The sequence below is a fragment of the Streptomyces sp. NPDC079020 genome, assembly GCF_044542225.1.
GTDB lineage: Bacteria > Actinomycetota > Actinomycetes > Streptomycetales > Streptomycetaceae > Streptomyces.
Map to the genome: position 1 here is coordinate 717,995 of NZ_JBITUB010000001.1, position 25,227 is coordinate 743,221.

A 25,227-nucleotide genomic window follows, 5' to 3' on the forward strand; every position below is an offset into this window, starting at 1 on the left:
GCGCCGGGCCCGCCGGGTCGGGCCCGGGCTGCCGGGCCCGCCGGGTCAGGCCTGGCCGCCTTCGACGGCCGCCGGGTCCATCCACATCACTTCCCAGAGGTGGCGGTCGGGGTCCTCGAAGGAGCGGCTGTACATGAAGCCCTCGTCCATGGGGGCGTTGGCGGGGAATCCACCGGACGCGAGCGCGGCGTCGGCCATCTCGTCGACCTTGGCGCGGCTGTCGGCGCTCAGGCAGAGGATGGCCTCCGTCGTCTTCTCCGCGTCGGCGATTTCCTTCTTGGTGAACTCCTTGAAGCGCGACTCGGTGATGAGCATGAAGAAGATCGTGTCGCTGATGATCAGGCAGGCCGCTGTTTCGTCGCTGAACTGCGGGTTGAAGCCGTAGCCGAGCTTCCCGAAGAAGTTCTTCGACGCCTCCAGGTCCTTCACCGGCAGGTTCACGAAGATCATCTGAGGCATGGCTGTCTCGCTTTTCGTCTCGGTGGCGCCGTGCCGCCGTATCGCCGTATCGCCGTGGCACAGTGCGCTCATTGCGGTGTTTTGTCACGCCATGACGTGCCCCACGTTACGTCCGCGCGGAACTCGTCGCCCGGCGGCGGGAAGATCCCCGCCCGGCTCAGGGAAGGGCGAGCGGGGCACCGCCCCTGAGCAGCGAGCCGCCCAGCGGGGTGAGCGTGTGCATGACCGAGGTGCCGCGCCGCAGGGTGAGGACCAGACCCGCCTCGCGCAGCACGGAGGCGTGCTGGCTCGCCGACGCGATGGACACCCCCGCCCTGCGGGCCAGTTCGCTCGTCGTGCAGCCGTTGCCGATGGCCTGGAGGACGGCGGAACGGGTGTGCCCGACGAGCCGGCCGAGCCATGGGCCCGGCTCGGCGAAGACCGGTGCGCCGTGGTGGGTCACGGGGTAGACCAGCACGGGCGGGAGCCCGGGGTCGCGGTAGACGACCGGGGTGCCCCGGCAGAAGAACGACGGCTGGAGGAGCAGCCCCCGTCCGTTCAGATGCACCTCGCGGTCGACGGGGTAGTCCGCCTCCAGCACGGGTGAGCGCCACCGGATCATGGGCGGCAGGGTGGCCAGCAGCCCGTCCGTGCCCCCGTCGAGCAGGGCCCGTCCGCGGACCGCCCGGTCGGCCTCGACGCTCGCCCGGATGTGCGGCCAGTACGGCTCGACGGCGGCGCGGTGGTAGCTGCGCAGGGCGCCTATGAGGCGGCCGAGCGGTTCCGTGCGGCCCGCGGAGAGGGCCTCCAGCAGAGCGTCCGGCGAGCGCCCCGCCGGGGACAGGCCCCGCCCGCACGGCGGATGCCCGCCCCGCACCCGCCCGGCCGTCAGCAGGCCCAGTTCATGACGGATCCGGTCGACGGGGGTGTCGCGCAGGGCTTCTATTCCGGCATCCAGGCCGAATGGCTCCGCACCTTCCCGGGAAGGCGTGAGGAAATCCGGGAAATAGCCTCGCGGTGGGACCACCGCCGCCAGCATATGTACTTCACCATTCAACCGCGCCCGGGTTTCCGTTCGCCATTTCCCGAACACCATGGAAGCACGCCGGTCTCTCAATCGATGGAAACTGAGAATGGTTTCCCATAATGCGTCCGGCCTGGTGGCCATCCTCACCTTCGAAAGGTCCGCCCCCGACACATGGATACGCAGCACCGCTCTCCCACCCCTTGCAACCGCAATCGCCCCCTCCAAAGGGTATGCGGGCAGTCACACGAGGTCACCACGGGGTTTCGGCCACAGTTGAAACGCCTCGCCCCGTTCCGCTTCACCCGAAAGGCTGTACGTCGTCGGGTACGAATCCGGCGCCACCGGATGAACACGTGAAGGCCGTGGGGGGCTTTGTGTGTTCGGCGGCGGTCGGCGACGGTGCGGCTCCGTGCCCGGCGGGGGTAAGCCGGGTGCGGCCCATGGGTGGGGATCCATGGGCCGCACCCCGGTCCCCGGCCTCTCTTTTCTTTGCTTACCAAACGGAGCAATGGGATCGGGTGGGGGCGGATTGAGCGCCGCATCGCACATCACCGCACAACTCCCAACGGCACATCTCCACACGGCATGTGCCCGCGCGACATGCGTCTACGGGGCGCACGCCCCGCATTTATGCGCGCGATGCATAAATGCGAGCGGCGGCACCCCCGCACAGGGTGCCGCCGCTTCTGGGTGGTGGTCGTCGGTGACGGCCGACGGTGGTGTCCGCGGCGGCCGCCAGTGTCCGGGGCGCCCTCGGCGTACGAGGCGGCCCCGGTGCCGTCTCAGCGGCTGTCGCTGCCCTTCGACTGCGCGGCGGCCCGGCCCGCCTCCAGGCGTGCCACCGGAATACGGAACGGCGAGCAGGAGACGTAGTCCAGGCCCACCTCGTGGAAGAAGTGCACCGACTCCGGGTCCCCGCCGTGCTCACCGCAGACACCGAGCTTGAGGTCGGGGCGGGTCGCCCGGCCCGCCGCGACGGCGCTGCGTACCAGGGCGCCGACACCGTCCTTGTCGATCGTCTCGAACGGCGACACCCCGAAGATGCCCTTCTCCAGGTACGCGGTGAAGAACGAGGCCTCGACGTCGTCGCGGGAGAAGCCCCACACCGTCTGGGTCAGGTCGTTCGTGCCGAAGGAGAAGAACTGGGCGGCCTCGGCGATCTGGCCCGCCGTCAGCGCGGCACGCGGCAGCTCGATCATCGTGCCGATGGTCAGCTTCAGATCGGTCCCGGTGGCGGCCTGGACCTCCACGATGACCCGGTCGGCCTCCTCGCGGACGATCTCCAGCTCCTGGACCGTGCCGACGAGCGGGATCATGATCTCGGCGCGCGGGTCGCCCTTGGCGTTCTTGCGCTGGGCGGCCGCCTCGGCGATGGCGCGCACCTGCATCGCGAACAGCCCGGGGATGACCAGGCCCAGACGTACGCCGCGCAGCCCCAGCATCGGGTTCTGCTCGTGCAGCTTGTGCACCGCCTGGAGCAGGCGCAGATCGTTCTCGTTGGCGTCCTTGCGGGATTCGGCGAGCGCGACCCGCACCGACAGCTCGGTGATGTCGGGCAGGAACTCGTGCAGCGGCGGGTCGAGCAGCCGGACGGTGACGGGCAGCCCGTCCATCGACTCGAACAGCTCGATGAAGTCGGCCTTCTGCAGGGGCAGCAGGGCGGACAGCGCGGCCTCGCGCTCGGCGTCGGTGTCCGCGAGGATCAGCTTCTCGACCATCTCGCGGCGCTCACCGAGGAACATGTGCTCGGTGCGGCACAGGCCGATGCCCTGGGCACCGAAGCGACGGGCGCGCAGGGCGTCCTCGGCGTTGTCCGCGTTGGCCCGTACGCGCAGCCGGCGCACCCGGTCCGCGTACGCCATGATCCGGTGCACGGCGGCGACCAGCTCGTCGGCGTCGTCGGCGCCCGCGTGCATCCGGCCCTCGAAGTACTCGACGACCGGGGACGGCACGACGGGTACCTCACCGAGGTACACCTTGCCGGTGGAGCCGTCGATCGAGACGACGTCGCCCTCCTCGATCACCCGGCCGCCCACCGTCATCCGGCGCCGCTTGGTGTCGACCTCCAGGTCCTCGGCGCCGCAGACACAGGTCTTGCCCATGCCGCGGGCGACGACGGCCGCATGCGAGGTCTTGCCGCCGCGCGAGGTCAGGATGCCCTCGGCGGCGATCATCCCGTCGAGGTCGTCCGGGTTGGTCTCACGGCGGATGAGGATGACCTTCTCGCCGGACCGGGACCACTTGACGGCGGTGTACGAGTCGAAGACCGCCTTGCCGACCGCGGCGCCCGGGGAGGCCGCGATGCCGCGGCCGAGCAGCTCGGTGACGGCCTCGTCGTCGAAGCGCGGGAACATCAGCTGGGCGAGCTGCGCCCCGTTGACCCGCTGGAGGGCCTCGGCCTCGTCGATCAGGCCCTGGTCGACGAGCTGGGTGGCGATCCGGAAGGCGGCACCGGCGGTGCGCTTGCCGACCCGGGTCTGGAGCATCCAGAGCTGACCGCGCTCGATGGTGAACTCGATGTCGCAGAGATCCTTGTAGTGGGTCTCCAGCTTCTCCATGATCTGCATCAGCTGGTCGTACGACTTCTTGTCGATCGACTCCAGCTCGGCGAGCGGCACCGTGTTGCGGATACCGGCGACGACGTCCTCGCCCTGCGCGTTCTGGAGGTAGTCGCCGTAGACGCCCTGGTGGCCGCTGGCCGGGTCGCGGGTGAAGGCGACGCCCGTACCGGAGTCGGGACCGAGGTTGCCGAAGACCATCGAGCAGACGTTGACGGCCGTGCCGAGGTCGCCGGGGATGCGCTCCTGGCGGCGGTAGAGCTTGGCGCGGTCGGTGTTCCACGAATCGAAGACCGCGTTTATGGCGAGGTCCATCTGCTCGCGCGGGTCCTGCGGGAAGTCGCGTCCCGCCTCCGCGCCGACGATCTTCTTGAACTTCGCGACCAGCTTCTTCAGGTCGGCCGCGGCGAGGTCCGTGTCGACGCTGACCTTCTTGGCCGCCTTCGCCTGCTCCAGAGCCTCCTCGAAGAGGTCTCCGTCGACCCCGAGGACGGTCTTGCCGAACATCTGGATGAGACGGCGGTAGGAGTCCCACGCGAAGCGCTCGTCGCCGGCCTGGGCGGCGAGACCGACGACGGAGGCGTCGGAGAGGCCGATGTTGAGGACCGTGTCCATCATGCCCGGCATCGAGAACTTGGCACCGGAGCGGACGGACACCAGGAGCGGGTCGTCGGCCTGGCCGAGCCGCTTGCCCATCCGCGCTTCGAGCGCGGCCAGGTGCGCGCTCACCTCGTCGCGCAGCGCCGTGGGCGCCTCACCGCTGTCGAGGTAGACCTTGCAGGCCTCGGTGGTGATCGTGAAGCCCGGAGGGACGGGCAGCCCGAGGTTGGTCATCTCGGCGAGGTTCGCACCCTTGCCGCCCAGAAGGTCTTTCAGATCCTTGTTGCCCTCGGTGAAGTCGTAGACGAACTTCTGGGGATCTTTGTTTTCCGACACGGGTCTCGACTCCTCGAGGACGCGGTGGCTGCCCTGACGGCGAGGAACATACCCAGATCGAAGGTGTCTGGGTACGTCCACTTGCGCGTCATGCGGCCTCAACCACCCGTCCGCCAGCAGATCGAAAGTGACGACGGTCTTCCGCCGATCCGGCGACTGCCTTCACTTCTTGAATGAAAAGACACGGACAGCTCGCATTTTCGCCCGATCCATCGACAGTACGTAATGAAGTCGTCGATCGATCAAAACAAAGCCTCCTGGCACCCAGTGCCACCATTTGAGAAATACACCCCCTCATTGAGCGCTCATCTGAGCCAACACTCCCTCAGGAGTGGCGCGAATCACGCTACAGGCGATGCTCAGATGTCACCATCTGGACGCCTCGGAGATGCCAGTGGGTCACTCACGAATCACCGAGAGCGATAAATGCCCGGGGGCACCGGCCTCAAGATGACCCTTGAGGGCACGTCGTCGACGTTTTTCCGCCGAACCCTGTCGAACCTTGCCGAATTTGCCGCTCAAACGAGCAAGGGCAGGAAGCAGGCACCGGGTGCCTGCTTCCTGCCCTTCATGACTGCGGTCCGAGACGGCTCCGAAGCTCCGGAGGCGCTCGACGGCCGTACCGGCCCGGGACGGGCTCAGCCGCCCGAGGTGTCCAGCTCCGCGTCGGCGCTCACGCCCGCGCAGTCGTAGGGGTCCTTGAGCCAGCCGTCCGGCAGGACGACCCGGTTGTTGCCCGACGTACGCCCGCGCGGCCCGTCCGCGCCGTCCGGCCACGGCTGGTCCAGGTCCAGTTCGCCCAGCTGGCCGCCCAGCTCCTCCAGCGAGGAGGTGATCGCCAGCTTCTTGCGCATCTCGGAACCGACCGCGAAGCCCTTGAGGTACCAGGCCACGTGCTTGCGGAAGTCGATCACGCCACGGGTCTCGTCACCGATCCACTCGCCCAGCAGCGTCGCGTGGCGCAGCATGACGTCCGCGACCTGGCGCAGGTCCGGCGCCTGCCGCGTCTCGGTGCCCTCGAAGGCGCTCACCAGGTCGCCGAAGAGCCAGGGCCGCCCCAGGCAGCCGCGGCCGACGACGACGCCGTCGCAGCCCGTCTCGCGCATCATCCGGCGCGCGTCGTCGGCGCACCAGATGTCGCCGTTGCCGAGGACGGGGATCTCCGGGACGTGTTCCTTGAGCCGGGCGATGGCGTCCCAGTCGGCGGTGCCGCCGTAGTGCTGGGCCGCGGTCCTGCCGTGCAGGGCGACGGCCGTGACGCCCTCCTCGACGGCGATGCGGCCCGCGTCGAGGTAGGTGATGTGGTCGTCGTCGATGCCCTTGCGCATCTTGATGGTGACCGGCAGCTCGCCCGCGTTGGAGACGGCCTGGTTCAGGATGGCCCGCAGCAGGGGCCGCTTGTAGGGGAGCGCGGAGCCGCCGCCCTTGCGGGTGACCTTGGGGACGGGGCAGCCGAAGTTCAGGTCGATGTGATCGGCCAGGTTCTCCTCGACGATCATCCGGACCGCCTTGCCGACGGTGACCGGATCCACTCCGTACAGCTGGATGGAGCGCGGGGTCTCGCTCGCGTCGAAGTGGATCAGCTGCATGGTCTTCTCGTTGCGCTCGACCAGTGCCCGCGTCGTGATCATCTCGCTGACGAACAGCCCCTTGCCCCCGGAGAACTCCCGGCACAGGGTCCGGAACGGGGCATTGGTGATACCGGCCATGGGGGCGAGCACCACCGGCGGCTGCACGGTGTGCGGGCCGATACGGAGCTGCGGGAGCGAGGGGGCGAGCGTGGTCATTCCCCCATTGTCCCGTACCGGGGGAAACCGCTGTGCCCGGCGTCGGCCCACAGGAGCGCCGGGACTCGCGGCGGCTGTCCGCCCGGCGGAAGGGAGGTCCGTCAGCGGTTCGGCCGGCCCCGCCCGGCGAGCGGGCCACGGGTCACCCGCCGGCCAGTGAGCGGACGGTGAGGATCTGTTCCGCGTGGCCGACCGGCCCGTCGAGGTCGTGCAGGACGCTGCTGGTGAGGCCCTGGCCCGAGGGGCCGAACGTGACCGTGGTGTCCAGTCCGGTCCACGGTCCGGCCGGCTGTCGGTGCAGATGGATCGTGAGGTCGAGGTTCGGGAACATCCACGAGGAAGGGTCCTGCTGGACGGCGATGCCGTTCGCGGTGTCCACGAGCGCGACGTACGAAGCGAGGGCGCTGCTCTCCTCGCCCGCGACCAGGCCGAGGGGCGAGGACACCCACGCCGCCGTACGCCCCGTGCGGGAGGGCGGCATGCGACGGACGTCGATGGACGAGACATAGCCTCCGTCCCACTGGTCGCTCATCACCCAGGGGGCGAGGTCCTCGGGGGCGGGAAGCCGCTCGTGAGGGCTGTCCGCGACGGCAGAGGTGTCCAGGGACGCCAGAAGCCAGGCCCGCGCCCGGACGACCATGCGGCCGCCGATGGACACGGTCGCTTCGAGGAGTTCGATGGTCCGGCCGGGGCGAAGGGCCTCCACCGAGATCTCGCACTCGTCGAGGGCGATGCGGCCCAGGATGTCGTAGCTGATCCTCGCGAGTACGAGCTGCTCCGGTCGCGTCGCGAGGTGCTGTTCGACAGCGTGCACGACCAGCCCCGCCAGCGGACTGAAGTGCTGCTCGTCGGTACGCCACGCACCCCCCGCGTGAGCGGTGGGTTTGTAGGAGTGTGCACCCGTGCGCTCGTAGTAGCTCGCACGATCGGCCGGGCCTGCGGTCACGGGGTCGGTCTCCTTGAGCAGGGCGGTGCCGCACCGGGTAGCTGCACCCTGCATGCATCGTACGGAGCACCGGACTCACCAGTCACCGTGATGTGACGCACAGCCGGTGCCGCGGACGGCCGGGAAGGTCAGCCCGCAAGGGCGGAGGAGGTGTTGCGGCCGAACGCTGCAGATCTTGAGGGGTGTGTCCCGCGACAGTCCCGGGAAACTCGCTTCACCTTCACCACCAACAGGAGCGATGATCTCCGCACAGGCTCGATGAAGGGCAGGCGATCATGGACGGCCGGCGATCAAGACTGGTGCTGCTGTGCGGTCTTCCCGGTGCCGGGAAGACCACGGTGGCCAAGAAGCTGGAGCGCGAACTGTGCGCCGTGCGCCTGTGCCCGGACGAATGGCTCACGGAGCTGGGCTTCAGCCTCTTCGACAGTGAGGCCCGGGACCGCGTCGAGCGTCGCCTGTGGCAGCACGCCCAGGATCTGCTGGCTTCCGGAGCCGTTGTGATCTTGGAGAACGGCTTCTGGCAGCGTCCGGAACGCGACGAGAAGCGGCTCCGGGCCCGCGCGCTCGGGGCCGGGGTCGAACTGCGCTACCTCAAGGTGCCGATGGCGGAACTGGAGCGGCGCATCGCCCTCCGGAACCGGGAACCGGGCTCGGTCGTGCTGACGACCGAGCTGCTCGGAGAGTGCTGGAGCCAGTTCGAGGCCCCGACACCCGCCGAACTGGACCTGTTCGATCCGCCCCTGTCATGGACGACGCGCGGGGAGCGCCCGTCACAGCCACTGCGCGGTGAGCCTCCGCGCACGTGAAGTCGTCGGCCGAAGGGCTGGCGTGACCGGTTCTCGGGGGGGGGGGGGGGGGGGACTCGCGCTGGTCATGGGCGGCGGTCCGAGGAGTAGATCACCCGTCAGCGGTCGGTTCGCAGGTCCTTGCTCGCTGGACCACGAACGATGTACTCGACCCCGTGATCGTCACCGGCTTCCGCCCGGCCGCACCCACAAGCTCACGCCCGGCCGGAAGACCGCCACCCGAGTCCTCGCCCTCGGACGCGCACCGGTCGAACACGGCTTCGCCCACCTCAAGAACCGGCGGATCCTCACCGGACTCCGCACCGAACCCGCTCGTGCCACCCGCCTCTTGTGCGCTCTGCCGGTCCTGACGAACCTCGAAGTCAACCGCTGACTGTCCTCGATGGGTGGAGCGGTCTCCCTGCGGAAAGGGGAGTCAGCTCCACTGTCGATAGGGGCTCCAGCTGAATTCCGCGCTGCTGCGCCGATCCGTAGGTTCACGTCATGACGCTTTCCACCAGGCACTTACCGCTCGTCAACCGGCGACGTGGTCTGTTCGTCTTCCTCGGTATCGCTTACCTCGGCATGTGGGCGGCCATGTCACCACTCCTGGCCGGCGGTTACCAGCGCGGTGACGCACGCGAGGAGACCGGTGCACTGGAGCAGGTGTGTATCGCGGCCGCGATGTTGTCCCCTGCCCTCGCCGCAATCCTCGTCGTCCGCTGGGTCGAGCGCAGCGGCCGGGTGCGGGACACGCTCGCCCTGCGCTGGACGAAGCCCTGGGGGCGTGCTGCACGGGCGTGCCTGATGGCTTTCGTCGTGCCCGCCGGCCTCACCGCGGCTGCTCTTGTCATCGGCACCTTCGCCGGCCGCTACACGTTCGGTGGAGTGCACTGGAACGGGCTCGGCTCGTGGGCGGCCGCAGCGGTGCTGAACATGCTGGTGTCGCTTCCGCTGTTCTTCGGCGAGGAACTGGGCTGGCAGGGCTACCTTTTTCCGCGCCTCGCACGGGACGGTGACCGCCGGAGCCTGATACGGGCGTACGCCATCACCGGCGCGGCCTTCGCCCTGTGGCACCTGCCCACGCTGCTGATGGGCGGTCAGTACCCAGGTCGGCCCTGGTATGTGTCGGTGCCCGCCATGCTGGTGAGTTGCCTCCTCATCCTGCCGGTCTTCACGTGGCTCCGTCTGCGCTCCGGCTCGGTCGTACCCGCCGTCATCGGGCATGCGTTCGTGAGTTCGGTGAGTGTTGCCATGGTCACGGAGTTCGCCGATTCCACGGCAGCACTGGATCCCCTGCACATGAGCATGGCCGGATGGCCCGGCTGGATCGTCACCGGCGCGTTCGTCGCCTTCTTGGCGCTGACCGGCCGACTCCAGCCATCCTTCTACACGGCCCGAACCGTCCCTCACCCCGTATCGATCCGCAAACTATGAGTACGCGTTCCGCGGGGCCGACCGCGGGCCCGCGTTCCGCGGGGCCGACCGCGGGCCGAGCCACCAAGGCCCGGGCAAGGCGGTACGGCTGAGGGTCCACGGCCAGGTGCTCATCCACAGTGCGTGAACCGGTTGTCGTACGCCCCACGCACCGCACCCGTCCAGGGGAAGGCTCAGTTTCCATCGGGTCAAGTCATCGGGCTGGGCTCTTCGAACGCGGAGTCAGGCCTCGTTACGAAGCCCCACCATGCGAACGCACGATGGGGCCTGTCCGGCTCGGCGAAGAACCGGGGGTTCAGACAGCGCCGAACACTCCGGCCTTCACGCCCGCCACGAACGACGCGAACGAGCCGGTGGGGAAGTCCAGGGTGGGGCCGCTCAGATCCTTGGAGTCACGGACGGGAACCACACCGCGCGAGGCGGCGAGGTTGGCGGCAACTTCGACGCAGGCGCCGCCATTGTTGCTGTATGAAGACTTGAACCAGCGGGGGGATTCGGTCGTCACGGAGTGCCCTTTCGTAACTGCTCGATCATGGCCACGGATGCCGCTTGTGAGAGCGCTTCGGCCTGCAACTGATGGTAGGCCGTCAACAGCGTTACTACAGAAGTGCTTTCCCGCTCGAGATGGCCCCGCTGAGTGGACTCCGCGTACGACATGAGCTGGCGGTCCGAGAGCGTCAGTATGTACAGCGGCAGGTCGAAGGGGCGACGCTCCCCCATGCCGAACGGCGCAACCTGGAGCACAGTGTTCGGCAACTCGGCGAACTCCACCAGTCTCGCCAACTGCGCGTCCATAACAGCCGATCCGCCTACGGGTCGACGGATACAGCTTTCGTCCAGCACCACCAGGACGAGCGGCGGGGCAGACTTCCGGACGAGTGCGGCTTGCCGCTCCGTGACGAGGCAGACCCGCTCGCGTGCCTGCTCGGAGGTGATCGCCCCCCGCTTGACGGCGCTCTCGGCGAGGACTGTTGCGTATTCCGGGGTCTGGAGCAGACCAGGGAGGACGCCTACTTCGTACAGCCGGATCTCCGCTGCCCGCCCCTCGTACCCCACGTACTCCGGGAAGCCTTCCAGCAGGCTGCCGTGCCGGATTTCACGCCACTGGCGTTCGAATGTGTCGGCCGTGTCACCGGTTTCGAAGACGTGGTCCGCACTGCGCGAGAATCGAAGAGTCGGAAGCTTGCGACCAGTTTCGACGGCGGAGATGTGCGTGCCCGAGTACCCCATATGCCTGCCCAGCTCTTCCTGCTTCCATCCGTGAGCCTCACGCAGCCTGCGGATTCGTGCACCGAAGGCTGCCTCCGGGCTGCTCTCGGGGGCTAACTCCTTGCGGTTCAAAGGCCCTTCACCAGCTTTCCGTTCGTGCCCAACAAGTTGAAGCGCCACAGACTCTAGGTCACGCTGGGCCGCCTTGGTAGTGGAACAGCTACGGAGAGGCACGATCGTGTGTGCAGAAGACGGTTTCCCGAGCGGACATGCCCGCCTCGTTCCCGCTCCCGGCACTCTCGTGGTGGACACCAGCCGCGCGGACCGCGTCGGGGAGTTCCGTGGGATCGCCGGCCCCTGCTGGAGCTTGCGGCCGGTCGGTGGTGGTATCGAGTGGACCGTGAACCCCGAGGACGTCCGTCCCGTGGACCGCATAGAGCGCCTCCGGGCCGAGAACGCGCGGCAGAACGCCCGCAGCGAGGGCCGGCTGCTGTGACCGGGCAGCCTTTCACGCACCTACCTGTCCGGCTCGCCCTCACCGCAGGGGCCGCCGCACTCCTCCTGCAGCAGTACGCCCGCCGGATCACGCAAGCCCTCACCCCTCAACCCCCCGCGCCCCGGCCGCTGTTCACCGAACTGCAACGAATCGAAACCGACCCCGCCCACCGGGCCCGCTTCCTCACCGCACTGGACGCCGCGATCCTCCGACGCGACGCGGAACACACCGCCGAGGTACACGCCGTCGAAGCAGCGGCCCACCTCCTCCACCGACACATCCACCCCGGCCCCGGACAACCCACCAGCCCCGGCCCACGCGCCACCGCCACCACCGCCGCCCCGGACACCGCCTACATCGCCGAGATCACCATGACCACCGGCACCGCACCACACCCCGTCCCCCTCGGCCGGATCACCGCACCCAACCGCCGCCTCGCCCTGCGCTGGCTCCGCACCCAGGCACTACGCCTCGCCGACGCACACGGACACCCCATACCGCCCGAAACCGCCACCTGGACACACGCGAGCCACGACGTCCGGCCGGTCACCTTCCACGGAACCGACGCCCCCGAAGCACTCCGCACCTGGGCCACCCACGACCACCATCAGGCCCACGCCCTGCACCACCTCGAAACCAGCCCCCACACCCCCCTGCTCACCGCCACCGACCCCGCCACCGGCCTCCACATCCACCTCACCACCCACCCCGCCCAGCCGGACCGGGCCACCACCCACCAGGAGGAACCATGCCTCTCCTCACCCCGTACGTCGCCTCACGGAGCACCGACAGAGGCACCCCGCAATCCGCCCTGACCATCGAGTTCACCCCGAACGGACCCCGGCTCGCCTACCGCGACCCACGCCCCGGCGACCGCGACAACCACGGCAACCTCTGGGTCCGCGTCGAAGAATCCCCCGACCCCGGACACGTCCAGTACGACTCCCTCCACCCCACCCGCCAACGCACCTGCATGCAACACCTCCTCTGCCAGATCTGCGCCCGACCCGCCGACCGGAACAAAGAAGGCTGGCTCTTCATCGACTGGCGACACGAGGACTCACCCCCCACCTGGCCCGAGAAATCCCTCACCACCATGCCCCCGCTCTGCACCGAACACGCCCACATCTCCGCCCGCCAGTGCCCCTTCCTCCGCCACGGAGAACACCACCTCCTCCGCGTACGCAAACCCCACCTCCACGGAGTCTCCGGAACCCTCTACCAACGCACCGCCACCGGCTGGACCACCACCGACAACGGCCAGCTCTCCCCCTACAGCAAACCCCGCCACCCCGGCATGCTCGCCTACCTCCTCGTCCGCCAACTACGCGGCACCACCATCGTCAAACACCCATAAACACCCCGGCACCCACCCCCCAACCCCACGACCACCGAGTCGATCACCAGCCTGTGTCAGTGCTCTGCGGCATGATGACCGCCGTGGATACCGAGATACTGATAGACGTCTGGCAGCGGATTCTCGTCGACCCTCGCAAGTCCTGGGTGCTCTTCGAACAGGGCACTTGTGTCGTACTGACAGCTCCCAGTGGGGATCTGGCCGAGCAGGCCACCGAGATCCTGAAGGAGTTCGGCCAGGCACATGCCGGATCTCCGGCAGGAGACTTCGGCGTGATCGACCTCGCGGACGCCGAGGGATGGGTCGTCACCGGACACCATGCCGACGTCCTCACCTATGTCGGCCCTGATGAACATCAAGATCATTCAGAAATCGCCGTCGGACTCTTCGGACGTTCCAAGCGCCACACGGACGGCACCGAACTCCACGTCGTCCACGTCGAGGACAGGCGAGGCCCGGCAGACCCGGCGTGAGTGCCCGCTCATCGGCGGAGCACCCGGCGGGTACGGACGTGGGCCCGGAACACCTGAGGTGTTCCGGGCCCACGGACCTGAAAAGACGCGTACGGGAACTCGTTACGGACTGCTTACCGCAACCCGTACGGGAGTTGAGAGCGCGTCAGCTCGCGTCGGACGACGACGCGGACTGGCCCTCGGCGGGCTGGTCCGACTGGTCGGCCTGGCCGGCGCCGGCGCGTTCGCGCATCTTGCGCAGCAGCTCCTGCTTCTTCTCCTCGGCCGTCTTGCGGTCGGCATTGCGTGCGGGGCCCGCGCCCTGCTGTTCGGCGCGGGACAGCTTCTTGCGCTGCCCGCCGACGCCGAGGAGGTTGTTGCGGCTCTTGGCCACGGCGTTCTCCCATCATGGTGAGAAGTCAGGAATGAACTGATCTGAATCGATCCGGTGAGCGGCGGGAGGTCGTGCCCGCCGCGCTCTCACTCGTAGATCTGGAAGAACGACGACATGAGGGAACCGTACCCCGGCCGAACAGTGACCAGCACCCGATTTCCCGCCGCACGGGGGTGTCCGGGCAGGCCGCCGAGTGGCCCGGCGGGCCGTATGACCTGGCGGGGAGCGGTCGGACCGTCGGGTCGACCGTCGCCCGGTGCTCCTCCGCCAAGTGCTCCTCGGCCTTCAGCCAGGGCGGGAACTGCGCTCCTCTGCGCCACCCGCAGGTGCCGCAGGTCAGCTGCCGCTGCCATCCCCGGCTTCCGCACCTGGACGGTGTGTTCGCGGCCGTGCTGGTCCCATCTGCTGACCTTGCTCGTGGTCATGGACGGCATGCGTGCCTCCTGGGGGAGCGTGGGCCCCAGTGTGCAACGGAGCCCCCGGTTCCGTACACGGAACCGGGGGCTTCGCCGCTGTCGCGCGTGGACATGCCGCCCGGGTGCCGGGCGCGTGCCCGGGTGTCAGCAGCCGAGCAGGCGGGCGCCCAGGTAGGACTGGATCTGGTCCAGGGAGACGCGCTCCTGCTGCATGGTGTCGCGCTCACGCACGGTCACCGCGTTGTCGTCGAGGGTGTCGAAGTCGACGGTGACGCAGAACGGCGTACCGATCTCGTCCTGGCGGCGGTAGCGGCGGCCGATGGCGCCCGCGTCGTCGAACTCAATGTTCCAGTTCTTGCGCAGGTCGGTGGCGAGGCCCTTGGCCTTCGGCGAGAGCTGCGGGTTGCGGGACAGCGGCAGGACCGCGACCTTGACCGGCGCGAGGCGCGGGTCGAGACGCATCACGGTGCGCTTCTCCATGACGCCCTTGGCGTTGGGCGCCTCGTCCTCGATGTAGGCGTCCAGGAGGAAGGCCAGCATCGCGCGGCCGACACCGGCCGCCGGCTCGATGACGTAGGGGGTCCAGCGCTCGCCGGCCTCCTGGTCGAAGTACGACAGGTCCGTGCCCGAGGCCTTGGAGTGCGCCTTGAGGTCGTAGTCCGTGCGGTTGGCGACGCCTTCCAGCTCGCCCCACTCGCTGCCGCCGAAGCGGAAGCGGTACTCGATGTCAGCGGTGCGCTTGGAGTAGTGGGAGAGCTTCTCCGCCGGGTGCTCGAACCAGCGCATGTTCTCCGGGCGCATGCCCAGGTCCGTGTACCAGTTCCAGCGCTGCTCCATCCAGTATTCCTGCCACTGCTCGTCCTCGCCCGGCTTGACGAAGAACTCCATCTCCATCTGCTCGAACTCACGGGTGCGGAAGATGAAGTTGCCCGGAGTGATCTCGTTCCGGAAGGACTTGCCCATCTGCGCGATGCCGAACGGCGGCTTCTTGCGCGAGGTCTGCTGGACCTGGCCGAAGTTGGTGAAGATGCCCTGCGCGGTCTCGGGACGCAGGTAGGCGACGGAGCCGGAGTCCTGGGTCGGGCCGAGGTGCGTGGAGAGCAGGCCCGAGAACTGCTTGGGCTCGGTGAACGTGCCCTTGTTGCCGCAGTTGGGGCAGTTGAGGTCGGCCAGGCCGTTGACGGGGGGCTTGCCGTGCTTCTCCTCGTACGCCTCTTCCAGGTGGTCGGCCCGGTAGCGCTTGTGGCAGGAGGTGCACTCGGTGAGCGGGTCCGAGAAGGTGGCGACATGGCCGGAGGCGACCCAGACATCGGGGGCCAGGATGACCGACGAGTCGAGACCGACCACGTCCTCGCGCGAGGTGACCATGTAACGCCACCACTGGCGCTTGAGGTTCTCCTTCATCTCCACGCCCAGCGGCCCGTAGTCCCAGGCGGCCTTCTGACCGCCGTAGATCTCACTGCAGGGGTAGACGAAGCCACGGCGCTTGCTCAGGCTGACGATGGTGTCGATCTTGTCGGCGGCCACGGTGCTCTCTTCATTACGACGGTGAAATTGGACAGGGGCGGCGCGGAGCGCCTCGATGGGGTGGTGCTCGTGCATCGGGCGCGGGCGAATGCCCAAGATTACCGGCGGGCGCACCCCCCGGATCAAATCGGTGGGGGGTCCAGCGATCTTCCGGCACCGTTCCGGTCATCTCATCAGCCTTGTTGACAATCGTTTCCACTTTTGTTGAAAATGACTGTCATGAACGTACGCCGCCTCATACCCACCGCCGCCGTCGCCGGCGCAGTCACCCTCGGCCTGACTGCCCTCTCGGCCTGCTCCGCCTCCGACACCGCGGACGGGAGCAACGGCGGCAAGCTGAAAGTGACGGCGTCGTTCTATCCGATGCAGTTCCTGGCCGAGCGGATCGGCGGCGAGCACGTCGCCGTCACCAGCCTGACCGAGCCCGGGGTCGAGCCGCACGACCTGGAGCTCACCCCCCGCCAGATCGGCTCCCTCAGCGACTCCGACTACGTCCTCTACCTCAAGGGCATCCAGCCCGCCGTGGACGACGCGATCAAGCAGTCCGGTGTGAAGAACACCGTCGACGCCGCGACCCTCACCACGCTGGAGGACCACGGAGCCCAGGTCAGCGGCCATGACCACGAGGGCGGGGAGGAGCACGGCCACGAGGGCGAGGAGGCCCACGGGGAGCACGAAGAGGGCGACGGGCACAACCACGGCGAGGAGGGCGGCGCCGATCCGCACATCTGGCTGGACCCGGTGAAGTACGCCGAGGTCGCCAAGGGCGTCGGGAAGTCCCTCCAGAAGGCCGACCCCGACCACGCCGCGGACTACGCCCGGAACACGACCGCCCTGGTCGACGAGCTGGGCGCGCTGAACACGGCGTTCGAGACGGGCCTGAAGAACACCACCACCAAGACCTTCATCACCACCCACTCCGCCTTCGGCTATCTCGCCGAGCGCTACGGGCTCACCCAGGAGGGCATCGCCGGCGTCGACCCCGAGGCCGAGCCGAGCCCCGCCCGGATCCAGGAGATCCACACCGTCGCGGAGAAGAGCGGGGCCACGACCGTCTTCTTCGAGACGCTCGCCAGCGACAAGACCGCCAGGACCCTCGCGAAGGACACCGGGCTGAAGACCGCCGTCCTGGACCCGCTGGAGGGAATCACCGGCAAGTCCCGGGGCGCTGACTACACCGAGGTCATGGAGTCCAATCTGGCGGCGCTCCAGAAGGCACTCGGCGCGAAGTGACAGACGTCACACCCGCCGGACGCGCTTCATCCGCCCCACCCGCCCTGTCCACCACGTCCGCCCTGTCCACCACATCCGTCCCATCCTTCCCATCCTTCCCATCGACAGCCGCATCGGAGGCGCTCATGCCGGAGTCCGGGAGTACCGCAGAAGAAGCCGTGATCAGCCTGCGCGGCGCCACGGCCACCCTCGGCGCGCGCCCCGTCCTGCGCGGGGTGGACCTGACCGTCCACCGCGGTGAGGTCGTCGCCCTGCTCGGCGCCAACGGTTCCGGCAAGTCCACCGCCGTACGCTCCGTGATCGGTCAGGTCCCGCTCACCGGCGGCACCGTCGAACTGTTCGGCACCGAGCTGCGCCGCTTCCGCCAGTGGGGCCGCGTCGGCTACGTACCGCAGCGCACCACCGCGGCGGGCGGCGTCCCGGCCACGATCCGCGAGGTCGTGGCCTCCGGGCGGCTGTCCCGTACGAAGCTGCGGCTGCCCGGCAGGGCGGACCGGGCGGCCGTCGACCGGGCCATCGAGCTGGTCGGGCTCACCGACCGCGCCAAGGACTCCGTGAGCGCCCTGTCCGGCGGCCAGCACCAGCGAGTCCTGATCGCCCGTGCCCTCGCCTCCGAGCCGGAACTGCTGATCATGGACGAGCCGATGGCCGGGGTCGACCTGGCCAGCCAGGAGATCCTCGCCTCGACCCTGCGCGCGCAGGTCGCCGCCGGCACTTCCGTCCTGCTCGTCCTGCACGAGCTCGGCCCGCTGGAGCCCCTGATCGACCGGGCGATCGTGCTGCGCGACGGCTGTGTGACGCACGACGGGCCGCCCCCCGAGGCCCTGGGCCAGCACGCGCTGCCCGGCCACGACCACGTACACCCCCACGCGGCTTCCGAGCCCGTCCGGACGGGACTGCTGAGCTGATCATGCTGGAATTCCTGAACCCTCCCTTCATGCAGCGGGCCCTGATCGCCGCCGTCCTGGTCGGCATCACCGCCCCCGCCATCGGCATCTTCCTGGTCCAGCGCCGCCAGGCCCTGATGGGCGACGGCATCGGCCATATCGCGATGACCGGGGTCGGCCTCGGCTTCCTGCTCTCCACCAGCCCCGTCTGGATGGCCACGGCCGTCGCCGTGGCCGGTGCGGTCGTCATGGAGCTGATCCGCTGGTACGGACACACCCGCGGCGACATCGCCCTGGCCATGCTCTTCTACGGAGGCATGGCGGGCGGCGTGATGCTGATCAACATGTCCGACACCGGTTCCAACGCGAACCTGATGTCGTATCTCTTCGGCTCCCTCTCCACGGTCTCCGAATCGGATGTCACCGCGATCTGCGTGCTGGCCGCCTTCGTGATGCTGGTGACGGTGGGGCTGCGCAGGCAGCTGTTCGCCGTCAGCCAGGACGAGGAGTTCGCCCGGGTCACCGGGCTGCCGGTGCGCGCGCTGAACCTGCTGGTCGCGGTCACGGCCGCGGTCACCGTCACCGTCGCGATGCGGGTCGTCGGCCTGCTGCTGGTCAGCGCCCTGATGGTGGTGCCGGTCGCGGCGGCGCAGCAGATCTCGAAGTCCTTCAGGGTGACGTTCGTGCTGGCCGTCGTCATCGGCACGGTGGTGACCCTGGCGGGAACGGTGACGACCTACTACCAGGACGTGCCTCCCGGCGCCACGATCGTGCTGATGGCCATCGCCGCGTTCATCCTGCTGACCGCGCTCGCCACGCCGCTCGCGAAGCGGCGTGCCCGCGCGAGCACCGCGGACGAGGACGGGTGCACCCTGGAAGTACCGGCCGCCCGACCGGCCGCGGACGACGTGCCGGTCTGACCGTGTCAGCGGGCCGGACTGGCACAATGGCCCGACGACACATGTACGGGCGACACGAGGAGGCACCAGTGGCCACGGCGCCGATCAGTGGCACGAACGCAGCCCCGGTACGCGGCCGGTCCACCCGGCAGCGCGCAGCCGTCGCGGCGGCGCTCGACGGGGTGGACGAGTTCCGCAGCGCACAGGAGCTGCACGATGTACTCAAACACCGCGGCGACTCGGTGGGGCTGACCACGGTCTACCGCACCCTGCAGTCCCTCGCCGACGCGGGCGAGGTCGATGTGCTCCGTACGACGGAGGGCGAGTCGGTGTACCGGCGGTGCTCCACCGGCGAACACCACCACCATCTCGTGTGCCGGGTCTGCGGCAAGGCCGTCGAGGTCGAAGGACCCGCGGTGGAGCAGTGGGCCGAGACGATCGCCTCCCAGCACGGGTATGTGAACGTCGCACACACCGTGGAGATCTTCGGGACCTGCGCGGAGTGCGCGCGGACGAAGGCGTAACGAGCGGACGAAGGGGCGGGCCCGGGGTGCCTCACACCCCGGACCCGCCCCTTTCTGTCGCTCCCGGTCCGTCACTTCCGGACCGCGGTTTCCGGGCCCGCCGCTTCCCGGCCCGTCACCCGTGAGGTGTCACTTCTGGGGCGTCGCCTCTTCCGCCCCGCCGAAGCGGCGGTCCCGCTGCGCGTACTCCAGGCAGGCGCGCCACAGGTCCCGGCGGTCGAAGTCCGGCCACAGGACGTCCTGGAAGACCATCTCGGCGTACGCGCTCTGCCAGATCAGGTAGTTGGACGTGCGCTGCTCGCCGCTGGGACGTACGAAGAGGTCCACGTCCGGCATGTCCGGGTAGTAGAGGTACTTCGCGAACGTCTTCTCGTTGACCTTCGACGGGTCGAGCTTCCCCGCCGCCACGTCCTCGGCGACGCGCTGCGCGGCGTCGGCGATCTCGGCGCGGCCGCCGTAGTTGACGCAGAAGTAGAGCGTCATCCGGTCGTTGCCCTCGGTCTGCTCCTGGGCGACCTGGAGTTCCTGGACCACGGACTTCCACAGCTTCGGCATCCGGCCCACCCAGCGGATGCGGATGCCCAGTTCGTCCATCTCGTCGCGGCGCCGACGGATGACGTCCCGGTTGAAGTTCATCAGGAACTTCACCTCGTCCGGCGAGCGCTTCCAGTTCTCGGTGGAGAAGGCGTACAGCGAGAGGTTCTTGACGCCCATCTCGATACAGCCCTTGAGAACGTCCATGACGACGCCCTCACCGACCTTGTGGCCCTCCGTGCGCGGGAGACCGCGCTCCTTGGCCCAGCGGCCGTTACCGTCCATCACGACGGCGACGTGCTTGGGCACCAGTTCGCCGGGGATCTTCGGAGGCGTCGCGCCGGAGGGGTGCGGTTCGGGGGTCTTGTACGTGCGCCGGTTACGGCCGCCGAGGATCCCGCGTACTGCCATGAGCTTCTCAGTCTCCCTGTGTCACTTCTCTACGTACCGCAGCGAGCGCAGTCCGCGCTCCAGATGCCAGTGCAGATAGGCGGACACCAGCCCGCTCCCCTCCCTGACATGACGCGCCTCGCACGCGTCCGCCGTCTCCCAGTCACCGGTGAGCAGCGCACTCAGCAGTACGAGGGCCTCCGCCGAGGGTACGACGCTCCCGGGCACCCGGCAGTCGCCGCATATGACTCCGCCCGCCGCGACGGAGAAGAACCGGTTCGGTCCGGGCATTCCGCACTTCGCGCAGTCCTCGAAGCTGGGGGCGTAGCCGTTGACCGCGAGGGAGCGCAGCAGGAACGCGTCGAGGATGAGGTGGGGTGCGTGTTCGCCCCGGGCCAGGGTGCGCAGCCCGCCGACGAGCAGCAGGTACTGCTGCACCGCGGGCTCGCCCTCGTGGTCGGTGAACCGCTCGGCGGTCTCCAGCATGGCGGTGCCCGCGGTGTAGCGGGCGTAGTCGGCGACGATGCCGCCACCGTACGGAGCGATCGTCTCGCTCTGGGTGCACAGCGGCAGGCCGCGGCCGATCAGTTCGCTGCCGCGGGCGAAGAACTGGACGTCGACGTGGGAGAAGGGCTCCAGGCGGGCGCCGAACTTGGACTTGGTGCGGCGCACTCCGCGGGCGACGGCGCGGACCCGGCCGTGGCCGCGGGTCAGGATCGTGATGATCCGGTCGGCCTCGCCCAGTTTCTGTGTGCGCAGCACGACGCCGTCGTCCCGGAACAAGCTCATGGCCCCATTGTCGCCCACCCGCAGGCGCGGCGGGCGGGCGGCGGCCATGAAGGGGCGCGGGCGGCCCCGCGGAGGGCGTACGGGCGGCCCTGCGGGGGCTGCGGGGACCTTGCGGGGCGCGGGCCCCGCGCTACGAGGGCGTGCGGGCGGCGGCCGCGAGGAGACGGGCGGTGTCGTCGGCACAAAGCTGGAGCGCGCTGCCGACCGTGGTCAGCACCTCACGCTCCGCCGGGCTGTACGGGCCGTCGGCCAGCGCGATCCTGGCGCCCTGGAGCAGCACCGATTCCCGCCCGGCGGTGGCCAGGTGCGGCGCGAGGGGGCCCAGGACCTCGTGCAGCTCGATGGCGAGGGTGGCACCGCAGGCCTCGGCCGCGGGGTCGGCGCCGGGGCCGTGCCCGGTGTCGGCGGCGAGCACCTCGACGATGGTGAAGAGCTGTTCCTGGGTGCAGTCGTCCAGTCCGGCCTCGCGCACCGTGGCGACCGCGGTGTCCAGGACCGTGCGGGAGGCGGTGCCGCCGGCCGCGAGGACGCCCAGCGTGACCGTGTGCACGGCCTCGCGGAGCATCGCGGAGAACCGGGTGGTGGTGGGGTGGTCGAGGCTGTCGGTGGCGAAGTGCTCCCGGCAGACGGCGCATTCGACGACGGGGCCCGCGCTGCCTCGCCGCAGCAGCGGCACACCGAGCACGGTGAAGCGCCGACGCCCGGTCAGGCGACGGTAGTTGCGGTCGCCTCCGCAGCCGGGGCAGAAGAACTCGCCGTCGCCCACGGCCTCCCAGGCGGTGCGGATGCCGTAGATGAACGGCCTCAGAGCGCGTTGTCCTTGGGCTGACCGCACGTCGCACACCTCCGTAACGCTCCGGCAACATTGCCGTGTGTTGGACGTGATGTTAGCCACATGCGTGATGTGACGTCAGCCTCCCGGCGGTCACAACCCCCGGATATGGCCGAACCCCGCCCACCCTGGTCGGGTGGACGGGGTTCGCGGACCATACCGTTACGGGATCAAAGCGGACTCCCGACGGGGTGCGGGGACGGCGTCAGCGGGCCGCGCGGTTGACCGCGGAGACGACCGCCTTGAGCGAGGCGCGCGTGGTGTTGGCGTCGATGCCGATGCCCCACAGCACCTTGCCGTCGATCGCGCACTCGATGTACGAGGCCGCCTGGGCGCTGGCACCCTCGCTCATCGTGTGCTCGGTGTAGTCCAGGAGACGGGCGTCGATGCCGATGGCCTGCAGCGCTTCGAAGAACGCGGAGATCGGGCCGTTGCCGGTTCCGGTGAGCACGGTGTCCGTACCGTCGACGTTGGCCTCGACGGTCAGCGTGTCCTTGCCGTCGGTGTCGGTCACGGTCTGACCGGAGCGGATCTGTACGCGGCCCCAGGCGTTCTGCGGGTTCGGCAGGTACTCGTCCTGGAAGGTGGACCAGATCTGGGCCGGGGTGACCTCGCCGCCCTCGGCGTCGGTCTTGGCCTGAATGATCCGGGAGAACTCGATCTGCATCCGGCGCGGCAGGTCCAGCTTGTGGTCGTTCTTCAGGACGTAGGCGATTCCGCCCTTGCCGGACTGCGAGTTGACCCGGATGACGGCCTCGTAGGAGCGGCCGACGTCCTTCGGGTCGATCGGCAGGTACGGCACCGCCCACTGGATGTCGTCCACGCTCTTGCCCCGGGCGGCCGCGTCGGCCTCCATGGCGTCGAAGCCCTTCTTGATGGCGTCCTGGTGGGAACCGGAGAAGGCGGTGTAGACCAGGTCGCCCGCGTAGGGGTGGCGCGGGTGGACCTCCATCTGGTTGCAGTACTCGCTGGTGCGGCGGATCTCGTCGATCTGCGAGAAGTCGATCTGCGGGTCGACGCCCTGCGAGAACAGGTTCATGCCCAGCGTGACCAGGTCGACGTTGCCGGTGCGCTCGCCCTGTCCGAACAGGCAGCCCTCGATCCGGTCCGCGCCGGCCATGATGGCCAGCTCGGCGGCGGCGACGGCGGTGCCGCGGTCGTTGTGCGGGTGGACCGACAGACAGACGAACTCGCGGCGGGACAGGTTGCGCGACATCCACTCGAACCGGTCCGCGTGCGTGGACGGCGTCGAACGCTCCACGGTGGCGGGCAGGTTCAGGATGATCTCGCGGCCCTCCTCGGGCTGCCAGACGTCGCAGACGGCCTCGCAGACCTCCAGGGCGAAGTCCAGCTCGGTGTCGGTGAAGATCTCCGGGCTGTACTGGTAGCCGAAGATCGTCTCCGGGCCCAGGATCTTCTCCGCGTACTCCATGACCAGCCGCGTGCCGTCCACGGCGATCTGCTTGACCTGCTCCTTGGAGCCGCGGAAGACCACGCGCCGGAAGGTGGGGGCGGTGGCGTTGTACAGGTGGACGGTGGCCCGGCGCGCGCCGACCAGCGACTCCACCGTGCGCTCGATCAGCTCCTCGCGGGCCTGCGTCAGAACGGAGATCGTCACGTCCTCGGGGATCGCGCCCTCTTCGATGATGGAGCGGACGAACGCGAAGTCGGTCTCGCCGGAGGACGGGAAGCCGACCTCGATCTCCTTGTAGCCCATGCTCACGAGCAGGTCGAACATCTCGCGCTTGCGGGCCGGGGACATCGGGTCGATCAGCGCCTGGTTGCCGTCGCGCAGATCGGTGGACAGCCAGCGGGGTGCCACGGTGATCCGGCTGTCGGGCCAGGTGCGGTCGGGGATGTCCACGGCGTCGTAACCGGCGTACCTGTGGACCGGCATCCCGGACGGCTTCTGCAGCTGCGTCGCGTTGGTGACGGGCGTGGGTCGGCCGACGGAATCAGCGGAATCGGCGTTGCCGGAGATGTTCGTGGCGGTCATGGCGTAGGGCTCCTCGGGGTCCGGCAAGGGGAACGGCCGACTGTGTCGCTGCAGCACCAGACTCCGCGGGGAGGGGGTCGGCCTACGACTACAGGCCCTCGCCGCGGCAGCTAAGGAGAAGCAGCCCGAAACGCATGATGCGACGAGAGTAACCGAGAGACACCCGGGGCGTCGGCCCGTATCAGTATGCGGGACCGGGCATCCATGACGGGTAAACAGTGACTCATCACTCCATTTCGTCAATCATCGTCGCAACCAGTGACAGTACGAACACGAAGTGCCACAGTCGTTTCCATGCAGCCCCGAACCGACGACGGGTTCCGCCCCGTCTTCTGCACCATCGTGCCGCCCCATCTCCTCGACAAGCTGTCGCAGTCCGACGACCCGCTTCTCGCCGATCCGGCCCGCCGCACCCTGGAGGCCGACGGATCCCGGCGCACCCGGCGCCGGATGGCCGCGCTGGCCGCCACCCCCGTCGCCCCGCCCACCGCGGGAGCCGTGCCCACCAAGCCCGACCGCACCGTGTACGACTGCCGCCACGGCACGCGCCTGCCGGGCCACCGGGTCCGCGCCGAGGGCGGGGAGCCCACCCAGGACGCCAGCGTCAACCGCGCGTACGCCGGGCTGGGTGCCACGTTCGAACTGCTGCTCACGGCGTACGGGCGCAGCTCGATCGACGGCAAGGGCCTGCCGCTGATCGGCTCCGTGCACTACGACGAGAAGTACAACAACGCGTTCTTCGACGGCGAGCAGATGGTCTTCGGGGACGGCGACGGCGAGATCTTCCTGGACTTCACCGTCGCCATCGACGTGATCGCCCACGAGCTGGCACACGGTCTGACGCAGTACACGGCCAACCTGACGTACGAGGGCCAGGCCGGCACGCTCAACGAGTCGGTCTCCGATGTGTTCGGCTCGCTGGTCAAGCAGTACTCCCTGGGCCAGACCGCCGAGCAGGCCGACTGGCTGATCGGCGCCGGGCTGCTCGCACCCCGGGTCAGCGGGGTGGCGCTGCGCTCGATGAAGGCCCCGGGCACGGCGTACGACGACGATGTGCTCGGCAAGGACCCGCAGCCCGCCTCGATGGACGACTACATCGAGACGGACGAGGACAACGGCGGGGTGCACCTCAACTCCGGCATCCCCAACCGTGCCTTCTACCTGCTGGCCACCGCGCTCGGCGGCAATGCCTGGGAGCGGGCCGGCCAGATCTGGTTCGACGTGCTGACCGGCGGCGAGCTGTCGGCCGACGCCGACTTCGCGGAATTCGCCCGGCTGACCGTGGCCGCGACGACCGAACGTTTCGGCGAGGGCGACGAGCACGAGGCGGTTCTCAAGGCCTGGTCGGAAGTGGGCGTGCCGACCGCTTGAGTCTCTC

Annotated in this window: 24 protein-coding genes and 1 pseudogene; 11 read left to right on the top strand and 14 right to left on the bottom strand. The window is 69.0% G+C overall.

From position 1 onward, the window contains the following. Nucleotides 1-45 precede the first annotated feature (45 nt). From ACIGJO_RS03275 to ACIGJO_RS03295, 5 genes are all read right to left on the bottom strand, one after another. Complete coding sequence (locus ACIGJO_RS03275) at nucleotides 46-459, bottom strand: VOC family protein (RefSeq protein WP_399951274.1); 414 nt, start codon at nucleotides 457-459, stop codon at nucleotides 46-48. Between the two features lie 157 nt (nucleotides 460-616). Beyond that, nucleotides 617-1,651, bottom strand: a complete 1,035-nt coding sequence (locus ACIGJO_RS03280; protein ID WP_399951277.1) for an ArsR/SmtB family transcription factor — start codon at nucleotides 1,649-1,651, stop codon at nucleotides 617-619. 596 nt (nucleotides 1,652-2,247) lie between these two features. Further along, on the bottom strand, nucleotides 2,248-4,959 hold the full coding sequence (gene ppdK / locus ACIGJO_RS03285) for a pyruvate, phosphate dikinase (protein ID WP_399951281.1): 2,712 nt from the start codon (nucleotides 4,957-4,959) through the stop codon (nucleotides 2,248-2,250). A gap of 638 nt (nucleotides 4,960-5,597) precedes the next feature. After that, nucleotides 5,598-6,746 carry a tRNA dihydrouridine synthase DusB gene (dusB, locus tag ACIGJO_RS03290; RefSeq protein ID WP_399951284.1) on the bottom strand — a complete coding sequence of 383 codons (1,149 nt, stop codon included), beginning with the start codon at nucleotides 6,744-6,746 and terminating at the stop codon, nucleotides 5,598-5,600. Between the two features lie 142 nt (nucleotides 6,747-6,888). Continuing rightward, nucleotides 6,889-7,746: a thioesterase family protein gene (locus ACIGJO_RS03295; RefSeq protein ID WP_399951287.1), complete on the bottom strand. Its 858-nt coding sequence runs from the start codon at nucleotides 7,744-7,746 to the stop codon at nucleotides 6,889-6,891. 221 nt (nucleotides 7,747-7,967) lie between these two features. On the opposite strand from ACIGJO_RS03295, the gene ACIGJO_RS03300 reads away from it, so the two are divergent. Both ACIGJO_RS03300 and ACIGJO_RS03305 read left to right on the top strand, forming a co-directional pair. Continuing rightward, complete coding sequence (locus ACIGJO_RS03300) at nucleotides 7,968-8,498, top strand: AAA family ATPase (protein ID WP_399951289.1); 531 nt, start codon at nucleotides 7,968-7,970, stop codon at nucleotides 8,496-8,498. A 483-nt stretch (nucleotides 8,499-8,981) separates the two neighbouring features. Continuing rightward, nucleotides 8,982-9,914, top strand: a complete 933-nt coding sequence (locus ACIGJO_RS03305; RefSeq protein ID WP_399951292.1) for a type II CAAX prenyl endopeptidase Rce1 family protein — start codon at nucleotides 8,982-8,984, stop codon at nucleotides 9,912-9,914. A 295-nt stretch (nucleotides 9,915-10,209) separates the two neighbouring features. Here ACIGJO_RS03305 and ACIGJO_RS03310 read toward each other — a convergent pair whose 3' ends face one another. Both ACIGJO_RS03310 and ACIGJO_RS03315 read right to left on the bottom strand, forming a co-directional pair. Next, the gene (locus ACIGJO_RS03310; RefSeq protein WP_399951295.1) at nucleotides 10,210-10,419 is read right to left on the bottom strand and encodes a DUF397 domain-containing protein; all 210 of its coding nucleotides are present in this window, start codon (nucleotides 10,417-10,419) and stop codon (nucleotides 10,210-10,212) included. Further along, nucleotides 10,416-11,255, bottom strand: a complete 840-nt coding sequence (locus ACIGJO_RS03315; RefSeq protein WP_399951298.1) for a helix-turn-helix domain-containing protein — start codon at nucleotides 11,253-11,255, stop codon at nucleotides 10,416-10,418. The genes ACIGJO_RS03310 and ACIGJO_RS03315 overlap by 4 nt, the downstream gene beginning before the upstream one ends. Nucleotides 11,256-11,361: 106 nt before the next feature. Between ACIGJO_RS03315 and ACIGJO_RS03320 the strand changes: the two genes are divergently transcribed. The 4 genes from ACIGJO_RS03320 (at nucleotide 11,362) to ACIGJO_RS03335 (ending at nucleotide 13,449) form a co-directional block, all read left to right on the top strand. Further along, nucleotides 11,362-11,619 (top strand): hypothetical protein, encoded by a 258-nt coding sequence (locus ACIGJO_RS03320; protein ID WP_399951301.1) that lies wholly within the window; start codon nucleotides 11,362-11,364, stop codon nucleotides 11,617-11,619. Continuing rightward, entirely contained in the window at nucleotides 11,616-12,434 is an 819-nt protein-coding gene (locus ACIGJO_RS03325) for a hypothetical protein (RefSeq protein WP_399951304.1), read from the top strand. The genes ACIGJO_RS03320 and ACIGJO_RS03325 overlap by 4 nt, the downstream gene beginning before the upstream one ends. Then, nucleotides 12,368-12,976, top strand: coding sequence for a hypothetical protein (locus tag ACIGJO_RS03330; protein ID WP_399951307.1), 609 nt, complete (start codon nucleotides 12,368-12,370; stop codon nucleotides 12,974-12,976). The genes ACIGJO_RS03325 and ACIGJO_RS03330 overlap by 67 nt, the downstream gene beginning before the upstream one ends. A 71-nt stretch (nucleotides 12,977-13,047) precedes the next feature. After that, complete coding sequence (locus ACIGJO_RS03335; RefSeq protein ID WP_399951728.1) at nucleotides 13,048-13,449, top strand: hypothetical protein; 402 nt, start codon at nucleotides 13,048-13,050, stop codon at nucleotides 13,447-13,449. A 145-nt stretch (nucleotides 13,450-13,594) separates the two neighbouring features. On the opposite strand, the gene ACIGJO_RS03340 is transcribed toward ACIGJO_RS03335, so the two are convergent. From ACIGJO_RS03340 to ACIGJO_RS03350, 3 genes and pseudogenes are all read right to left on the bottom strand, one after another. Next, the gene (locus tag ACIGJO_RS03340; RefSeq protein ID WP_399951310.1) at nucleotides 13,595-13,822 is read right to left on the bottom strand and encodes a DUF6243 family protein; all 228 of its coding nucleotides are present in this window, start codon (nucleotides 13,820-13,822) and stop codon (nucleotides 13,595-13,597) included. 235 nt (nucleotides 13,823-14,057) lie between these two features. Beyond that, nucleotides 14,058-14,256 (bottom strand): annotated as a pseudogene (locus ACIGJO_RS03345) (hypothetical protein); the annotation flags it as partial. A 126-nt stretch (nucleotides 14,257-14,382) separates the two neighbouring features. Beyond that, a complete protein-coding gene (locus ACIGJO_RS03350; protein ID WP_399951313.1) occupies nucleotides 14,383-15,765 on the bottom strand; it encodes a glycine--tRNA ligase in 1,383 nt (460 codons plus the stop codon). A gap of 219 nt (nucleotides 15,766-15,984) precedes the next feature. On the opposite strand from ACIGJO_RS03350, the gene ACIGJO_RS03355 reads away from it, so the two are divergent. The 4 genes from ACIGJO_RS03355 (at nucleotide 15,985) to ACIGJO_RS03370 (ending at nucleotide 19,308) form a co-directional block, all read left to right on the top strand. Beyond that, entirely contained in the window at nucleotides 15,985-16,998 is a 1,014-nt protein-coding gene (locus tag ACIGJO_RS03355; RefSeq protein ID WP_399951316.1) for a metal ABC transporter substrate-binding protein, read from the top strand. A gap of 125 nt (nucleotides 16,999-17,123) precedes the next feature. Continuing rightward, entirely contained in the window at nucleotides 17,124-17,906 is a 783-nt protein-coding gene (locus tag ACIGJO_RS03360; protein ID WP_399951319.1) for a metal ABC transporter ATP-binding protein, read from the top strand. Further along, entirely contained in the window at nucleotides 17,906-18,805 is a 900-nt protein-coding gene (locus tag ACIGJO_RS03365) for a metal ABC transporter permease (RefSeq protein ID WP_399951731.1), read from the top strand. Before ACIGJO_RS03360 ends, ACIGJO_RS03365 begins: the two co-directional genes overlap by 1 nt. 68 nt (nucleotides 18,806-18,873) lie before the next feature. Continuing rightward, nucleotides 18,874-19,308: a Fur family transcriptional regulator gene (locus ACIGJO_RS03370; RefSeq protein ID WP_399951322.1), complete on the top strand. Its 435-nt coding sequence runs from the start codon at nucleotides 18,874-18,876 to the stop codon at nucleotides 19,306-19,308. A 129-nt stretch (nucleotides 19,309-19,437) separates the two neighbouring features. Here ACIGJO_RS03370 and ACIGJO_RS03375 read toward each other — a convergent pair whose 3' ends face one another. From ACIGJO_RS03375 to leuA, 4 genes are all read right to left on the bottom strand, one after another. Continuing rightward, on the bottom strand, nucleotides 19,438-20,253 hold the full coding sequence (locus tag ACIGJO_RS03375; RefSeq protein ID WP_399951325.1) for an isoprenyl transferase: 816 nt from the start codon (nucleotides 20,251-20,253) through the stop codon (nucleotides 19,438-19,440). A gap of 21 nt (nucleotides 20,254-20,274) precedes the next feature. Beyond that, nucleotides 20,275-21,021, bottom strand: a complete 747-nt coding sequence (recO, locus tag ACIGJO_RS03380) for a DNA repair protein RecO (RefSeq protein WP_266930524.1) — start codon at nucleotides 21,019-21,021, stop codon at nucleotides 20,275-20,277. Between the two features lie 130 nt (nucleotides 21,022-21,151). Continuing rightward, nucleotides 21,152-21,856 (bottom strand): TerB family tellurite resistance protein, encoded by a 705-nt coding sequence (locus ACIGJO_RS03385; protein ID WP_399951330.1) that lies wholly within the window; start codon nucleotides 21,854-21,856, stop codon nucleotides 21,152-21,154. A 202-nt stretch (nucleotides 21,857-22,058) separates the two neighbouring features. Beyond that, complete coding sequence (gene leuA / locus ACIGJO_RS03390) at nucleotides 22,059-23,849, bottom strand: 2-isopropylmalate synthase (protein WP_399951334.1); 1,791 nt, start codon at nucleotides 23,847-23,849, stop codon at nucleotides 22,059-22,061. Between the two features lie 294 nt (nucleotides 23,850-24,143). On the opposite strand from leuA, the gene ACIGJO_RS03395 reads away from it, so the two are divergent. Next, nucleotides 24,144-25,220, top strand: coding sequence for a M4 family metallopeptidase (locus tag ACIGJO_RS03395; protein WP_399951337.1), 1,077 nt, complete (start codon nucleotides 24,144-24,146; stop codon nucleotides 25,218-25,220). Nucleotides 25,221-25,227: the final 7 nt, after the last annotated feature.

Coding starts and splice junctions, on each gene's coding strand:
- dusB (WP_399951284.1), bottom strand. CDS start 6,746: ATGACCACGCTCGCCCCCTCGCTCCCGCAGCTCCGTATCGGCCCGCAC.
- ACIGJO_RS03335 (WP_399951728.1), top strand. CDS start 13,048: ATGATGACCGCCGTGGATACCGAGATACTGATAGACGTCTGGCAGCGG.
- ACIGJO_RS03330 (WP_399951307.1), top strand. CDS start 12,368: ATGCCTCTCCTCACCCCGTACGTCGCCTCACGGAGCACCGACAGAGGC.
- leuA (WP_399951334.1), bottom strand. CDS start 23,849: ATGACCGCCACGAACATCTCCGGCAACGCCGATTCCGCTGATTCCGTC.
- ACIGJO_RS03305 (WP_399951292.1), top strand. CDS start 8,982: ATGACGCTTTCCACCAGGCACTTACCGCTCGTCAACCGGCGACGTGGT.
- ACIGJO_RS03275 (WP_399951274.1), bottom strand. CDS start 459: ATGCCTCAGATGATCTTCGTGAACCTGCCGGTGAAGGACCTGGAGGCG.
- ACIGJO_RS03355 (WP_399951316.1), top strand. CDS start 15,985: ATGAACGTACGCCGCCTCATACCCACCGCCGCCGTCGCCGGCGCAGTC.
- ACIGJO_RS03300 (WP_399951289.1), top strand. CDS start 7,968: ATGGACGGCCGGCGATCAAGACTGGTGCTGCTGTGCGGTCTTCCCGGT.
- ACIGJO_RS03295 (WP_399951287.1), bottom strand. CDS start 7,746: ATGCAGGGTGCAGCTACCCGGTGCGGCACCGCCCTGCTCAAGGAGACC.
- recO (WP_266930524.1), bottom strand. CDS start 21,021: ATGAGCTTGTTCCGGGACGACGGCGTCGTGCTGCGCACACAGAAACTG.
- ACIGJO_RS03375 (WP_399951325.1), bottom strand. CDS start 20,253: ATGGCAGTACGCGGGATCCTCGGCGGCCGTAACCGGCGCACGTACAAG.
- ACIGJO_RS03395 (WP_399951337.1), top strand. CDS start 24,144: ATGCAGCCCCGAACCGACGACGGGTTCCGCCCCGTCTTCTGCACCATC.
- ACIGJO_RS03360 (WP_399951319.1), top strand. CDS start 17,124: ATGCCGGAGTCCGGGAGTACCGCAGAAGAAGCCGTGATCAGCCTGCGC.